Source organism: Usitatibacter palustris (assembly GCF_013003985.1).
In the GTDB taxonomy this organism is placed as follows: domain Bacteria; phylum Pseudomonadota; class Gammaproteobacteria; order Burkholderiales; family Usitatibacteraceae; genus Usitatibacter; species Usitatibacter palustris.
On sequence record NZ_CP053073.1, the window covers coordinates 1358585 to 1372626 of the forward strand.

Annotated in this window: 13 protein-coding genes; 5 read left to right on the forward strand and 8 right to left on the reverse strand. The window is 66.7% G+C overall.

The window, feature by feature from the left end; all coding sequences use genetic code 11:
* Window positions 1-7: 7 nt before the first annotated feature.
* The 4 genes from DSM104440_RS06980 to tfpZ all read left to right on the forward strand — a co-directional run bounded on the left by DSM104440_RS06980 (window position 8) and on the right by tfpZ (window position 5393).
* On the forward strand, window positions 8-3010 hold the full coding sequence (locus tag DSM104440_RS06980) for a spermine/spermidine synthase domain-containing protein (RefSeq protein WP_171161310.1): 3003 nt from the start codon (window positions 8-10) through the stop codon (window positions 3008-3010).
* Window positions 3011-3280: 270 nt separating this feature from the next.
* The gene (locus DSM104440_RS06985; RefSeq protein WP_171161311.1) at window positions 3281-3736 is read left to right on the forward strand and encodes a pilin; all 456 of its coding nucleotides are present in this window, start codon (window positions 3281-3283) and stop codon (window positions 3734-3736) included.
* A 330-nt stretch (window positions 3737-4066) separates the two neighbouring features.
* Window positions 4067-4522, forward strand: a complete 456-nt coding sequence (locus tag DSM104440_RS06990) for a pilin (protein ID WP_171161312.1) — start codon at window positions 4067-4069, stop codon at window positions 4520-4522.
* Window positions 4523-4598: 76 nt separating this feature from the next.
* Window positions 4599-5393 carry a TfpX/TfpZ family type IV pilin accessory protein gene (gene tfpZ, locus DSM104440_RS06995; RefSeq protein ID WP_171161313.1) on the forward strand — a complete coding sequence of 265 codons (795 nt, stop codon included), beginning with the start codon at window positions 4599-4601 and terminating at the stop codon, window positions 5391-5393.
* Here tfpZ and DSM104440_RS07000 read toward each other — a convergent pair.
* From DSM104440_RS07000 to DSM104440_RS07025, 6 genes are all read right to left on the reverse strand, one after another.
* Complete coding sequence (locus DSM104440_RS07000; protein WP_171161314.1) at window positions 5362-6585, reverse strand: ABC transporter permease; 1224 nt, start codon at window positions 6583-6585, stop codon at window positions 5362-5364. The genes tfpZ and DSM104440_RS07000 overlap by 32 nt on opposite strands.
* Window positions 6582-7295, reverse strand: a complete 714-nt coding sequence (locus DSM104440_RS07005; RefSeq protein WP_171161315.1) for an ABC transporter ATP-binding protein — start codon at window positions 7293-7295, stop codon at window positions 6582-6584. The genes DSM104440_RS07000 and DSM104440_RS07005 overlap by 4 nt, the downstream gene beginning before the upstream one ends.
* Complete coding sequence (locus DSM104440_RS07010) at window positions 7295-8500, reverse strand: efflux RND transporter periplasmic adaptor subunit (RefSeq protein WP_246212111.1); 1206 nt, start codon at window positions 8498-8500, stop codon at window positions 7295-7297. Before DSM104440_RS07010 ends, DSM104440_RS07005 begins: the two co-directional genes overlap by 1 nt.
* A gap of 125 nt (window positions 8501-8625) precedes the next feature.
* Window positions 8626-9456 carry a sulfur oxidation c-type cytochrome SoxA gene (gene soxA / locus DSM104440_RS07015; RefSeq protein WP_171161317.1) on the reverse strand — a complete coding sequence of 277 codons (831 nt, stop codon included), beginning with the start codon at window positions 9454-9456 and terminating at the stop codon, window positions 8626-8628.
* On the reverse strand, window positions 9443-9784 hold the full coding sequence (locus DSM104440_RS07020) for a c-type cytochrome (RefSeq protein ID WP_171161318.1): 342 nt from the start codon (window positions 9782-9784) through the stop codon (window positions 9443-9445). Before DSM104440_RS07020 ends, soxA begins: the two co-directional genes overlap by 14 nt.
* Window positions 9784-11247, reverse strand: a complete 1464-nt coding sequence (locus tag DSM104440_RS07025) for a M48 family metalloprotease (protein ID WP_171161319.1) — start codon at window positions 11245-11247, stop codon at window positions 9784-9786. Before DSM104440_RS07025 ends, DSM104440_RS07020 begins: the two co-directional genes overlap by 1 nt.
* Before the next feature lie 78 nt (window positions 11248-11325).
* Between DSM104440_RS07025 and moaC the strand changes: the two genes are divergently transcribed.
* Window positions 11326-11805: a cyclic pyranopterin monophosphate synthase MoaC gene (gene moaC / locus DSM104440_RS07030; protein WP_171161320.1), complete on the forward strand. Its 480-nt coding sequence runs from the start codon at window positions 11326-11328 to the stop codon at window positions 11803-11805.
* Here moaC and chrA read toward each other — a convergent pair.
* Entirely contained in the window at window positions 11802-13124 is a 1323-nt protein-coding gene (gene chrA, locus DSM104440_RS07035) for a chromate efflux transporter (RefSeq protein WP_171161321.1), read from the reverse strand. The genes moaC and chrA overlap by 4 nt on opposite strands.
* Window positions 13121-13951: a chromate resistance protein ChrB domain-containing protein gene (locus DSM104440_RS19530; protein WP_171161322.1), complete on the reverse strand. Its 831-nt coding sequence runs from the start codon at window positions 13949-13951 to the stop codon at window positions 13121-13123. Before DSM104440_RS19530 ends, chrA begins: the two co-directional genes overlap by 4 nt.
* Window positions 13952-14042 lie beyond the last annotated feature (91 nt).

The window sequence follows — 14042 nt, forward strand, 5'->3', positions numbered from 1 at the left end:
GGCGATCATGACGACACGAATTCCGGTCGGCATCTTCTTCGCGCTGTTCACCATTTCAGGCTTCGCCGGCCTGATCTACGAGTCGATCTGGAGCCACTACCTCAAGCTCTTCCTGGGGCATGCGGCCTACGCGCAGACGCTCGTGCTCGCGATCTTCATGGGCGGCATGGCGCTCGGCTCGTGGCTCGTGAGCCGCTTCACGCATCGCATCCCGAACCTGCTGATGGGTTACGCGATCGCCGAGCTCGGCATCGGCGTGCTTGCGATCACCTTCCACGGAATGTTCGTCGGCGTGATCGACTGGGCGTTCGTGTCCGTGATCCCGGCGCTCGGTTCACCCGGCGCGGTCGATCTCTTCAAGTGGGCACTGGCCTCGGCGCTGATTCTTCCCGCGTCGCTCCTGCTCGGCTCGACATTCCCGCTGATGAGCGCGGGGATCATGCGGCTCTATCCCACCGACAGCACGCGAACGCTGTCGTGGCTGTATTTCACCAACAGCTTCGGCGCGTCGATCGGCGTGCTCGCGAGCGGCTTCTACCTGATCGAACGCCTCGGCCTTCCCGGAACGATCCTCACCGCCGGGATCATGAACGTCCTGCTGGCCCTGGTGGTGTGGGGTTTGTCGAAGGCGCTATCCGCGCGCGCACCCGAACGGGCTCCGACCGCCGACACGACCCGGCGGCTCACGCTCGCGATCGCGGGCATCGCGTTCGTCACGGGCGCCGCGTCGTTCATGTACGAGATCGCCTGGATCCGCATGCTCACGATGGGCCTGGGCGCCTCGACGCACGCATTCGAGGTGATGCTCTCGGCGTTCATCCTGGGCATGGCTGTCGGTGGACTCGTGCTGGCACTCAGGGCGCCGCGGCCGGAGCGCCAGGGCGCGTGGCTTGCCGGCATCCTGCTTGCCAAGGGATTCCTCGCCGTCCTCGCCATCGCGGCCTACGGAGGCGTGCTCGAGCTCATCAGCTGGATGATGTTCGCGCTGCAGCGCTCGCCCGAGGGCTACACGCTGCTCAACATCATGGGCCACTGGTCGTCGATGGCGGTGATGTTCCCCGCGGCGATGTGCGCGGGCATGACCTTGCCGCTGGCGACTGCGCTGCTTCTTTCCCGCGGCGGTGGCGAAGCCTCGATTGGCCGCGTCTATGCCGCCAACACGGCCGGTTGCATCGTCGGTGCCGCGTTCTCCACGCACGTCGGCATGGAGTTGCTCGGCGTGAAGGGGCTCACGGGCCTGGGTGCGGCGTTCGACATTGCCGCCGGCTCCGCGGTCGCGCTGCTCGCGATGGATCGCACGCGCAATGCGTGGCGCCCCGCGGTGGCCGTGGCGATCGTGGCGGTGGCGACCTTCACCGCGCTCGACCTCGACAAGCTGAAGATGTCGTCCGGAATCTTCCGCTACAACCACTTCCTCTCGCCGGCCGATTGGCATCTCGAGTACTACAAGGACGGCAAGACCGCGACGATCTCGGTGACCACGAACGGCAAGGAGCGCGGAATCCGCACGAACGGCAAGCCCGATGCGGCGCTCCAGTTCAACCCGAACGAGAAGCCCACGCAGGACGAGTCGACGATGGTGCTGATCGCGGCCCTCGCGCACGCGCACAAGCCGGGCGCGAAGTCGATCGCCAACATCGGATTCGGTTCCGGCCTGACGACGCACGCGCTGCTCGGTGCGGACACGCTGCAACGGGTCGACACCATCGAGATCGAACCGGCGATGGTGGAGGGCGCGAAGCTCTTCGGGCAATTCAACACGCTCGCCTACACCGATCCGCGCAGCCACATCCACATCGAGGACGCGAAGACCTTCTTCGCGGCGAACCGCTCCAAGTACGACGTGATCGTCTCCGAACCGTCGAATCCGTGGGTGAGCGGGGTGGCCACGCTCTTCTCCGACGAGTTCTACGCGCGCGTTCGCGACCACGTCGCCGAAGGCGGCTACCTCATGCAGTGGCTGCAGATCTACGAGATCGACTTCGACCTCCTCGCCTCGATGCTCAAGGCGCTGGGCCGCAACTTCCCCGACTACCGCATCTACACGATGCAGCCCGGCGACGTCCTCGTGGTGGCCGCGCGCGACGGCAAGGTTCCCGCGTCGCTCGACGACATCTTCCGCCACAAGGGGCTGAGCAAGACGCTCGACCGCATCGGCTACCGCTCGATCGCGGAGCTCCGCCTCGACCAGATCGCCACGCGCCGCGTGATCGAGCCCCTCGTCAACAAGTCGCGCTATCCGACCAATTCGGATTACTTCCCGATCGTCGACCAGCACGCGGCCAAGGCGCGGTACACGCGCGAGAACTCGCTCGAGTTCGCCCACGTTCCGAAGACCTTCGTTCCGTTCAGCGCGCTGCTCGATGGCGACAGCCGCATCGCCCTCGAGGAGCTGGCCCCGCCGCGCGAGATCGCGTCGAGGAGGCTCGGGGAGGCCTATCTCGCCGCGGAGGTCGTCGGCCTGTTCTTCGGCCGCACGACGACCGTGAGCCGCATTCCCGCAAACGATCTCGTCACGCTTTCCTTCGCGCGCGAAGGGCTCACCAACTGCGCGGCCAATCGCGGGCTCTGGGTGGACGCGGTCGAGAGCATGTTGCGCAAGGTCACGCCCGTGCTGCGCGGGCAGGTCATCGACCAGATCTTCTCGACCCTGCGCGCCTCGCCTTGCTATCGATCCCTCGGTGAAGCCGAAAGGGATCGACTGACGCTCTACGAAGCGTTTGCCCGGCACGACGCGCGCACCATGCGCGAGGCGAGCGACCGCCTGCTGGCCGCCCGCCAGTGGCCGGCCGGCGACCGCGTCACCTTCGTCCTCGCGGGCACCGCGGCGCGCATCGCCGAGGGCCGGCTGGCCGAAGGCCGGCAGTTCTGGGACCGCCACCAGAAGGATCTCCCGCCCGGCGCGGCCGATCCGTTGCCGATCCGCGTGATGCTCGCGCACATCTATCCCCAGGCTTCCACGGCCGCCCCGGCCCGCCGCCCCCCCGCCGAAGAGGCCCCCGGCCGGTGACGGGACGCGGCAGTAGATGCCCATGAAATGACCTGGGCTCTCTCCGAGCTTGTGACGGGTAGGCAGCCCCTCTTCCGATCCCGCCGCGCCAGCCCGATAATTTTTATTTATGTCGCTGTATTCATTGATATAAATATTCAATGAAGATTGCAGATGTCATCTGCGCCGACCGCGCGGAAGTGGCACGGCGGTTGCACCTAGTGGGTACCCGTAGCAGGTTGTTGAGCTGTGGGACGCATCCCCCGACTCACAACCCATCTAGGAGTTTTCATGAAGAAGCAATCCGGTTTCACGCTGATCGAACTGATGATCGTTGTTGCGATCATCGGCATCCTGGCTGCTGTCGCCATCCCGGCGTACCAGGACTACCTGAAGCGCTCGAAGATCACGGAAGTGGCTGCCGCCGCTGCCGCTTGCAAGACGTCCCTGTCCGAGTACATGGCGTCGAAGAACGCGTTCCCGAAGGATGCCAACGAAGCTGGTTGCTCGTCGGTCATGACCACGTACGTCGAGAAGCTCACGGTGACTGCCGGCCAGATCAAGGTCGACATCCAGGCCGTTGACGCCGTTGTCGATGCGAACGCCCTGTACCTCACGGCGATGAAGGATACGGCCGGCACGGTTGCTGGTGGCGCCGACTCCGTCGCTGCATGGTGGTGCGGTACGGATGCCGCCTCGACCGAGTACAAGTTCTTCCCGGCCAACTGCCGTCAGGCCCAGAAGTAATCGTCTCGTCTCAAGGCTGCAAGGAAAGGGCGGGGATTCTTCCCCGCCCTTTTTCTTTGGTGACAGGACGCGGCAGTTCCGGCCACAAAGTGGCATTGGCCTGCCGGCGCGCGGGAGGACGTCGGAGACCGCCAGCGGGAGGGTCTGTTGTCGGCCCGGGAAATATAGATTAAAGCATTGAAATTATTGAAGTTATTGGATTCCAGAATGTGCGATTTCGCACACTGCTTTTTCCCCCTGAAGTGGCACGGCAGTTGCATTTAAGCCGGTGCCCGTAGCGGGTTCTTAAGAATCAAGGGATGCATCCCCAAACCTAACAAAGGAGTTTTCATGAAGAAGCAATCCGGCTTTACGCTGATCGAACTGATGATCGTTGTTGCGATCATCGGCATTCTGGCCGCCGTCGCTATCCCGGCGTACCAGGACTACCTGAAGCGTTCGAAGATCACGGAAGTGGCCGCTGCCGCTGCCGCTTGCAAGACGTCGCTGTCGGAGTACATGGCGTCGAAGAACGCGTTCCCGAAGGACGCCAACGAAGCTGGTTGCTCGTCGGCCGTGACCACGTACGTCGAGAAGCTGACGGTGACTGGCGGCCAGATCAAGGTCGACATCCAGGCCGTTGACGCCGTTGTCGATGCGAACGCCCTGTACCTCACGGCGATGAAGGATACGGCCGGCACGGTTGCTGGTGGCGCCGACTCCGTCGCTGCATGGTGGTGCGGTACGGATGCCGCCTCGACCGAATACAAGTTCTTCCCGGCCAACTGCCGTCAGGCCCAGAAGTAACCGATTCGTCTCTAGGCTGCAAGGAAAGGGCGGGGATTCTTCCCCGCCCTTTTTCTTTTGGGCTACGCTTCGCGCCATGAATCGCTGGAAGGCCTCCGGAATCCACCTGTCCATCAGCGCGCTGATCGCGCTGGTCGTCGTCACGTCGATGCTGGCACTCTGGTACCCCAGGCCGTTCTTCACGGCGATGGGCGGCAACGAGCTGGTGATGATCATGGTGGCCGTGGACGTGATCCTCGGGCCGTTCATCACGCTGATCGTCTTCACCAAGGGCAAGCGCCTCGACCTCATTCGTTTCGACCTGACCGTGATCGGCATCGTGCAGCTCGCCGCACTGGTCTATGGCATCAGCGTCGTCGCGGCGGCGCGCCCGCTTTACCTGGTCTACACGATCGACCGCTTCGACATCGTCGCCGCCTCGATCATCCCTGACGAGGATCGCGACAAGGCTCCTCTCGCATTGCGCTCCGTGCCCTGGGCCCGGCCGCCACTCGTGGCCGCGAAGACGCCCAAGGATCCCGACGAGCAATTCAGGATCATCCAGTCGGCATTGAAGGGCCGCGACCTGCAGGCCTTTCCGCAGTACTACGTGCCGTATGCGGAGATGGCGAAGGACGCGCTATCGAAGGCCCGGAAGGTGGAAGACCTGCGTGCCTCGGGCGATCGCGCGGAAATCGTCGACAAGGCGTTGAAGTCGATCGGCAAGACCGCGGCCGAGACGCGCTTCCTGCCGCTCAAGGGCCGCAACAAGGACTACAGCGTGCTTCTCGACGCGACGACCGGCGAGGTGCTGGGATACGCGGAGGTGAACCCGTGGATCGAAGTCCCGAGCAGCAGCCCTACTCGTAGCGCAAAGCCTCCACGGGCCTGAGGCTCGCCGCGCGACGCGCGGGCCAGAACCCGAAGAAGATTCCCGTCGCCGCGGAAACGGCGAACGCCACCAGCGCCACCGTGGCCGAGAGCTCGATCTCGAGCTTCATCGCCTGTGCGACACCGATCGCGCCACCCACGCCGATCGCGATGCCCACGAGGCCCCCCACGATGCAGATCATCAACGCCTCGAGCAGGAACTGCACAAGCACGTCGCGACGGCGCGCGCCGATCGCCATGCGCACGCCGATCTCGCGCGTGCGCTCGGTGACCGACACCAGCATGATGTTCATGATCCCGATGCCGCCGACGATCAGCGAGATCGAGCCGATGGCGCCGAGCATCAGCGAGAGCACGCGCGCCGTACCCGCCGCCGTCTCCGCGACCTGCGTGAGGTTGCGCACCGTGAAGTCGTCTTCGGCGTCGGGCTGCAAGCGGTGACGCTGCCGCAGGAGCGCGGTGGTGTCCTGCTCGACGATGCGCGTGGCTTCCGCGCTGGTCGCCTGCACGAACATGAAGCGAACCGTGCCGGGAAAGCGATTGCCGAAGAGCTTGCTCTGCGCGGTGGTGATGGGCACGAGCACCGAATCGTCCTGGTCGCGGCCGTCGAGGCTCTGGCCCTTCTTGCGCAGCACGCCGATCACGGTGAAGGGCTGGTTGCGGATGCGCATCGTCTTTCCGATCGGATCCTCGTCGAGGAAGATCTTCTCGGCGACCGTCGAGCCGATGAGCGCGACGCGCGTGGCACTGCGCACGTCGGTGTCCGTGATGGGGTCGCCGGTTTCCACCGGCCAGTCGCGCACGCTCGTGTATTCGGGTGTGACGCCCAGCACCTGGGTGCCCCAGTTGTTGATCCCGTAGGCGATCTGCGCGCCGCCCGGGAAGGTGGGCGCTACGGCGACGACCCCCGGCAACTTGGCGATGGCTTCGGCGTCGGAGGCGGTGAGGGTCGGCGCATTGCCCGAGCCCACGCGCAAGCCGCCCGTCGAGGTGCTGCCCGAGAGGATCACGAGCAGGTTGGAGCCCATCGAGGCCACGGCGCGATTGACCGAGTTCTGGGCGCCGCGGCCCACCGCGAGCATCAACACCACTGCCGCCACGCCGATGATCATGCCCAGCATCGTGAGCCCGGTGCGCAGCTTGTTCGCGCCGAGAGAACGCCAGGCTTCGGCCATGATCGCGAAGAGATTCATTCGGCCGCGTCCTCGCGGATCACCGCGCCGTCGTGCACGACGTGGCCGTCCTTGAAGCGGATGAGGCGCTGCGCGAACTGCGCGATGTCGTTCTCGTGCGTGACGAGCACGATCGTGACCCCGGTGTCCTGGTTGAGCTTCACGAGGAGGGTCATGATCTCCTCGCTCGTCTTCGTGTCGAGGTTGCCGGTGGGCTCGTCGGCGAGGATCAGCTGCGGGCGGTTCGCGAGCGCGCGTGCGATCGCCACGCGTTGCTGCTGGCCGCCCGAGAGGCGACTGGGCAGTGAATCGACGTATTTCTCGAGGCCCATCTGCGCGAGCACTTCCTTCGCGCGCTCGCGCCGCGCCGAGCGGCCCATGCCCGCGTACATCAGGGGAAGCGCGACGTTCTCGCCCGCGGTCACGCGCTTGAGCAGGTTGAAGCCCTGGAACACGAAGCCGAACACCTTGTTGCGCGTGGTCGCGAGGTCGTCGGTCTCGAGGCCGGCGACGTCCTGCCCGTTGAGGCGATAGCTTCCCGACGTGGGCGCATCGAGCAAGCCCAGGATGTTCATGAACGTGGACTTGCCCGAGCCCGACGGACCCATCACCGCGACGAACTCGCCCGCTTCGATCGAGAGCGAGACGTTCTCGAGCGCGGGCGGCGTGCCCGGCGCGGCGGTCTCGTAGACCTTGCCGAGATTCGCGACCTCGATGAAGCGTTCGGCCATCAGAACATCCGCATGCGCGGCTGCGCGGCGGGGCCGGCCGTGCCTTGTGCCACGAGGTCGCGCGTGACGAGCTTGTCGCCTTCCTTGATGTCGCCTTCGACGATCTCCGTGAAGTTCGCGTCCGACAATCCCGTCTTCACCGGCACGGCCACGGGCTTGCCGTCGACGAGCTTGTAGACGCGCTGCTGCGTCGCTTGCCCGCCGCCGCCACGCGCGCCACGTCCACCACTGCCCGGCGCGCCGCCACCGCCCTTGCCGGGTGCCGCAGCAGGCTTCTCGCCTTCCTTGACGGGCTCCCTGGGCGCGTCCTTGCCCGGCTCCGGGGTCGCGGGGCGGAAGCGCAACGCGGCATTGGTCACGCGCAGCACGCCCTGCTTGCGGTTGGCGGTGATCTGCACGTAAGCCGTCATGCCGGGCTTCAGGTGGCCCTCGGGATTGTCGGCGGTGACGATCACCGTGTAGGTGACCACGTTGGATTGGATCGTCGGGCTCAGGCGCACCTGGCGCACCTGCCCGCGGAAGAACTGTCCCGGGAATGCATCGACGCGGAAGCGCGCGGGCTGGCCTTCCTTCAAGCCACCGACGTCGGCCTCGGCGATGCTCGTCTCGATCTGCATTTCCTTCAGGTCCTTCGCGATCGTGAAGAGCGTGGGCGTGCTGAAGCTTGCCGCCACGGTCTGCCCGACTTCGACGGTGCGAGCGACCACGACGCCGGAGATCGGCGAGCGGATCGTCGCGTAGCCCAGGTTCGTCTTGTCGCGCGAGACCTGCGCCTTGGCCACTTCCACCTGCGCGCGCGCGGCGTCGAGCTCCTGCACGTTGACGTCGAGCTCGGCTTGCGAAATGAAGCCCTTGCCGACCAGCGCGCGCGTGCGCGCTTCCTTGGTCTCGGCAAGTCGCAATGCCGCCGAAGCGCTGTTGAGGTTGGCGGAGGACGAAGCGACCGCGGCGTTGAAGAGCGAAGGATCGAGCTCCGCGAGCAGCTGGCCCTGCTTCACCTCGCTGTTGAAGTCCGCGTGCAGCCGCAGGATCGTGCCGGAGACCTGCGTACCGACGCTCACCGAGGTCACGGGATTCAAGTTGCCGTTGGCCGTGATCACCTGGACGACGTCGCCGCGATCGGCCGTGTCCAGGCGCCAGCGCTCGGCCGGATCCTGCCCGCCCTGGTTCTTCCAGACGGCCCACGCGCCCAGGGAAATGAGCACGAGAGCGAGTGGAATGAGAACCCCGGGCCTGAGTAGTTTTTTCATGGTGCGCCCATCGTTGTTGTACCCGGCATGTTAGAGGAGCCGGGGCTCCGAAGGTGCCCGGGTTTACAACCGGTTACAGCCTAGCGGGAGCGCCACGCGTTGGCGCGCAGGGGCATGCCGTTCGAGAGGTAGGTGAGGAAAAGCTCGATGTGATTGAGCTCGTCGGAGCCGGCGGCGAAGGGCGCGGCCCCCATGCGCTCGAGGCACTCGCGGATGCGCGCCTGCAGCGTGACGGGCTTCGCGTCGCGGTAGATGGGCCAGTGGGTGGCCTGGCCGAGGGCCGGCGAAAGCGGGAGGTCGTCGTAACGTTTACCGGCGCCCTGCACATGGCACGTGGCACACGCGTAGTTGCGCTGGCCCAGGCGCGTGAAGTACAGGCGCCGGCCTTCCTCGAATTTCTCGTTGGCCGCAGTGGGAATGCGCACCGCGATCTTCTGCTGGTCGGAGAGGGACCGCAGGTACGCGGTGAGCGTGGCCATCTCGGTATCGGCCGGATCGAGGAGCGGCTCGTTGTGCGTCTTCAGGCACTGGTTCACCGCGGTCTCGAGCGTGACGATGCGTTTGAGGCGCGAATCGTATTGCGGGTAGGTCGCGGCGATGCGCTTGCCGCCATTCGGAAAGCAACCGGCGATCGTGCGACCGTTCTTGAATTTGCGCAGCGCGACTTTCTTGCCCGCTTCCACCACGCCCGCGGCTTGCGCCGCGCCTGCGTTGGCTTCGACCTGTGCGCGCAACTCCGCATCGAACGCCGCTGCACCGAGTGCGTAGTCGGCCGGCGAGAGCGCGGGGAAGTCGCGCTGGAAGCGCTCCGTGATCGCCGTGCGGGTGACTTCCGGATTGGCCGCCGCGAGCCCCGTGAACAGGACGAGCAATGTGCCCGCGACGACTGAGCGAGGGTCAGGGCAGCGCATGGAGGTAGTCCACGACGCGATCGATTTCGCCGGCGTCGAGGATCTTGTGCTTGCCATACGGCGGCATCGAGGTCGCGGGATTGGCGCCGGAGAGATCGTGCACCAGCGCCTTGAGGGACGGCTTGCCGAGCTCCCGCATGCGCGCGCCGGTGAGCGCGGGGCCGAGATCGGAGCGCGTTGCGGGGCCGGCGCCGGTCGGGACCTGGTGGCAGGCGATGCAATGGCCCTTGTCGGCACGCGTGAAGAGCGTGCGGCCATCGAGTTGCTGGGACAGCGCGGGAAGTGCAGCCCCCATGGCGACGAGGACGAGGGCAGGCAGGAATCGCATCAGCTGATCTTCATGGCCTTTTCGGCTTCGCGTTCGGTTTCAAGCAACGTGCGCAATTCGCGCAGGCGCGATTCGACGATCGAGGACTCGTAGAAGTTGCTGCCCTTCTGCTTGCTCGCGAGCTCGAGCTGGTCGACCGCGGCGCCGAGGTTACCACGGCGATAGAACGCTTCTGCCTGCGCGCGGTGGCGGGCGACGTTGTTGCCGACGGCTTCGTAGGCGCGCGCCTGGATTTCGTACAGGCGCCAATCGTCGCTCACGTTGCGCAGCCGCTCCTCGAGGTCGGAGAGGACTTCGCGCGGCCGGCCGCGATCGAGCAGCAGCTCGAGCCGCCCGTAGACGAGCGCGCGGTAGTTGGGCGAGGTGGCGAGGGCGGCCTTGTAGGTCGCGAGGGCGTCGTCCTGCTTGCCGAGATCCGTCTCGAGCCTCGCGGCGAGCAGCTCGAACGCCGGCTGGCGCGCTCCGGGACCTTCGCGAAGGGGCGCGAGTGTTTTCCAGGCGGCGTCGAATTCGCGCGCGCGCCGTTGAGCGACCGCGAGTTGGTACACGTCCTCGCGCAGGCGCACGACGGTCTTGTCCTCGAGCTGCAGGTTGGCCGCCTTCACGGCTTCGGTGGCGGAGCCGATCGAGGCGCGCACCCGCGCGCGGGCGATGCGGTAGTCGAAGGAATCGGGCACGAGGCGCGAGGGCATGCGCTCGATGCGGTCCTGCATGTCGGCGATGCGCTCGATGGTGAGCGGGTGGGTGCGCAGGTACGAGGGCGCGCTCTTGAACTCCGCGAGGCGATTGGCGCGCAGCATGCGCTCGAAGAACGCGGACATGCCGCGCGGATCGAGGCCCGCGCGTTCCAGCGTGACGAGGCCCACGCGGTCGGCTTCGCGTTCGTGTTCGCGCGTGTAGTCGAGCTGGCTCTGGATGGCGAGGGCACTGGCGGAGGCGAGCGCGGCCTCCGTGATCTGGCCCGACTGGCTCGACGAGCTGCGCGAGGCGAGGACCGCGAGGGCCAATGCCGCGAGCGAGGTCCACTGGCTCGAGCGCTGGCCGTGGATGGAGCGCGCCTGGTGGCGCTGCGTGATGTGCGCGATTTCGTGCGCGACCACGCCGGCGAGCTCCGCTTCGGATTGCGTGAGCGCGAACAGCCCCGTGTGGATGCCGATGTGGCCGCCGACGAGCGCGAAGGCGTTGATCTGCTCGTCGTTGACCATGAAGAACTCGAGGCCCGTGCGCGGATTCTCGCTCGAGGCGAGCAGGCGGTTGCCCAGCGAGCGGATGTAGTCGGTGACTTCCGGGTCGTCGAGGTAGGCCGGATCGGTCCGGACCTCGCGCATGATGCGGTTGCCGATCGTCTTCTCCTGCTGCTCCGAGAGCGATGCGGACGAGGCATCGCCGAGATCGGGCAGGCCCTGGCCCGAAACGGGCAGGGTCAGTGCGGCGAAGAGGAGGAGGACTGCGCGAAGGTTCAAGGCGCGGGAGGGGGTCAGTTGGGCCAAGCTGCTACTATGACGACCGGCCCTGCGGAGGGTTCCGCGGGCAAGACAATTATGAATGAAAAGCTCACCCATTTCGACGCGGCCGGCCAGGCCCACATGGTCGATGTCGGCGGCAAGGCGGAGACCCATCGCGTCGCCGTGGCTGCGGGCACGATCCGCATGAAGCCCGAGACTTTCGCCATGGTGATGGCCGGCACCGCGAAGAAGGGCGATGTCCTCGGTGTCGCGCGCATCGCCGCGATCCAGGCCGCGAAGAAGACTTCCGAGCTCATTCCCCTTTGTCACCCCGTGCCGCTCACGTCGGTTGCCATCGAGTTCGTTCCGGATGCCGCGGCGTCCGCGATCGAGTGCCGCGCCACCGTGGAATGCACCGCGCGTACCGGCGTCGAAATGGAGGCGCTCACCGCCGTGCAGGTCGGGCTCCTCACGATCTACGACATGGCCAAGGCGGTCGATCGCGGCATGACGATGGGCGACATCCGCCTGGTCGAGAAGCGCGGCGGCAAGTCCGGGACGTACACCGCGCCCTAGCCTCGTAATGCCCACGCGAGCAGGCCCGCGAGGGCGCTCGCCGCGATCACGGGCACCACGCCGATCCTGAATCTCACGAGTGCCACCAGCCCCGCGGCTGCGAGCACGATCGCGAACGCGTCGATCCGTCCCGAGGGCCAGAACACCTGGGCGGCGAAGTACACGGCGAGATTCACCACGACCCCGACGACCGCGGCGGTGATCGCCGTGAGCGGCGCGCCCAGCTTGGCATCGTCGCGCGTGCGCTCGACGAGCGGCCCGCCCGCGAGGATGAAGAGAAACGACGGCAGGAACGTGAAGAACGTCGCGACGACCGCGCCCAACATCCCGGCGACGAACAGCGACTCGGGGCCGAGCAGCGCCTTGGTCCATCCGCCGAGGAATCCCACGAAGGCGACGATCATGATCAGCGGCCCCGGCGTGGACTCGCCGAGCGCGAGGCCGTCGATCATCTGCGCGCCGGTAAGCCAGCCGTATTGCTCCACCGCGCCCTGCACGACGTAGGGCAACACCGCGTAGGCGCCGCCGAACGTGACGAGAGCCGCCTTCGTGAAGAACCAGCCCATCTGCGTGTAATCGCCGTTCCAACCGTACGCCATCGCGAGCAGCGCGAGCGTTCCGCCACCGAGGATCAATCCCACCGCAAGCAGTGCCGCAAACCGCGCGCCCGAGTACTTCGCGTGCGCTGGTGTTGGCGTGTCATCGTCGATGACGGCCGGTTCGTGTGTCCCCGAGGCGCTGGCGTGCGACGAGGGCAGCGCAAAGGCTGCCGGCGCGATGCGGCCTCCGACGAAACCGATCACTGCGGCCCCGAGCACGATTAGCGGAAACGCCACGTCGAAGACGAAGAGCGCCACGAAGGCGGCCGCTGCAATCGCGATGAGCACCGCATTGCGCAGCGTGCGCTGGCCGATGCGCCAGGCCGCGGCCGCGACGATCGCGACGACCGCCGGCTTCACGCCCTGGAGCACCGCGGCCACGGCCGGCACGTCGCCGAAGGCCATGTAGACCCACGACAGTGCGATGAGCAGCACGAGCGAGGGGAGGACGAAGAGCGCACCTGCGACGATTCCGCCCCACGTTCCGTGCATGAGCCATCCGACGTACGTCGCGAGCTGCGTGGCCTCGGGGCCGGGCAGCAACATGCAGTAGTTCAACGCGTGGAGGAAGCGCCGCTCAGAGATCCAGCGGCGCACGTCCACCAGCTCGAGATGCATCATCGCGATCTGGCCCGTCGGTCCGCCGAAGCTCACGAAACCGAGCTTCAGCCAGAAAGCGAGCGCCTCACGAAAAGCGACGGGCCGCGGCGCACCACTCATGCGGGCACCTTCCAGTTGTGGCGCTCGGCGGTTCCCCGGACCGCGCTGCGGCACCACGCATAGAGCGCGTCGTACATCACGAAACCGCGCTCGAGGAGCTCGTGGTCGTCGCGATGCTGGTCGCCCAGGCCCAGCGAGATGGCGAGCAGCCCGGCGCTTTCGGGCGCGAGATCGAGCCGGTCGGTATCGGCGCCGCGCACGATCGTGGCGAGCCGAGCGAGTGCCGCGTCCGCGAGCCCGTAGTCCTCCACCAGCGCGTCGAAGCTGCAACGATCTCCGCGATGCGTGAAGGTCACGCCGGGAACGTCGTACGGCGTTCCTCCGAGCGCCGTTGCGCGAGCGAGCACCTGGGCCGGCGGCGCGAACTCGAACTGCGCGAACGGATCGATGAACCGACGGATCAGCCAGGGGCAGGCGATGCGGTCGATCTTGGGCCGTTCGCGCGTAACCCATATCGTCGGAGCCCCAGATGCGGAAGGAACGACGGGCTGCGTGCTCTTGCGCAGCGTCGGCCCGCCGAGCGCGCGCCAGGCTTCGATGCCGCCGTCGAGAAAGCGGGCATCGACACCGGCCGCGCGCAGCGCGCTGCAGGCGTTCCGGCTGATCTCGTGGCCATGCACGCAATAGACTGCGACCGGCCGGTGGCGCGGCAGGTACTTCTCCCATTCGGCGACCTTGAAGGGGTCGCGCCAGGTCGCGCCGGCCATCAGGGTCGGATCGGCCGCGAAGGCTTCAGCGCGGCGAACATCGACGAGCAGGGGCGTGCGTGCGCTTGCGAAGGCTTGCATCAGGTCAGTGGGGGATAGGGCGGGGGTCACGGTGTCCATGGGCGGTCCTCACGAGTGCGGGAGACGCAGAACTTGGACGGGACACCGTCTTTGCACGAGGCACCGGGGGCCTGCGAAGCCCCGACCCGGG

Coding starts and splice junctions, on each gene's coding strand:
- soxA (WP_171161317.1), bottom strand. CDS start 9,456: ATGCGCTGCCCTGACCCTCGCTCAGTCGTCGCGGGCACATTGCTCGTC.
- DSM104440_RS06990 (WP_171161312.1), top strand. CDS start 4,067: ATGAAGAAGCAATCCGGCTTTACGCTGATCGAACTGATGATCGTTGTT.
- DSM104440_RS07000 (WP_171161314.1), bottom strand. CDS start 6,585: ATGAATCTCTTCGCGATCATGGCCGAAGCCTGGCGTTCTCTCGGCGCG.
- chrA (WP_171161321.1), bottom strand. CDS start 13,124: ATGAGTGGTGCGCCGCGGCCCGTCGCTTTTCGTGAGGCGCTCGCTTTC.
- DSM104440_RS06980 (WP_171161310.1), top strand. CDS start 8: ATGACGACACGAATTCCGGTCGGCATCTTCTTCGCGCTGTTCACCATT.
- DSM104440_RS07005 (WP_171161315.1), bottom strand. CDS start 7,295: ATGGCCGAACGCTTCATCGAGGTCGCGAATCTCGGCAAGGTCTACGAG.
- tfpZ (WP_171161313.1), top strand. CDS start 4,599: ATGAATCGCTGGAAGGCCTCCGGAATCCACCTGTCCATCAGCGCGCTG.
- moaC (WP_171161320.1), top strand. CDS start 11,326: ATGAATGAAAAGCTCACCCATTTCGACGCGGCCGGCCAGGCCCACATG.
- DSM104440_RS07020 (WP_171161318.1), bottom strand. CDS start 9,784: ATGCGATTCCTGCCTGCCCTCGTCCTCGTCGCCATGGGGGCTGCACTT.
- DSM104440_RS19530 (WP_171161322.1), bottom strand. CDS start 13,951: ATGGACACCGTGACCCCCGCCCTATCCCCCACTGACCTGATGCAAGCC.
- DSM104440_RS06985 (WP_171161311.1), top strand. CDS start 3,281: ATGAAGAAGCAATCCGGTTTCACGCTGATCGAACTGATGATCGTTGTT.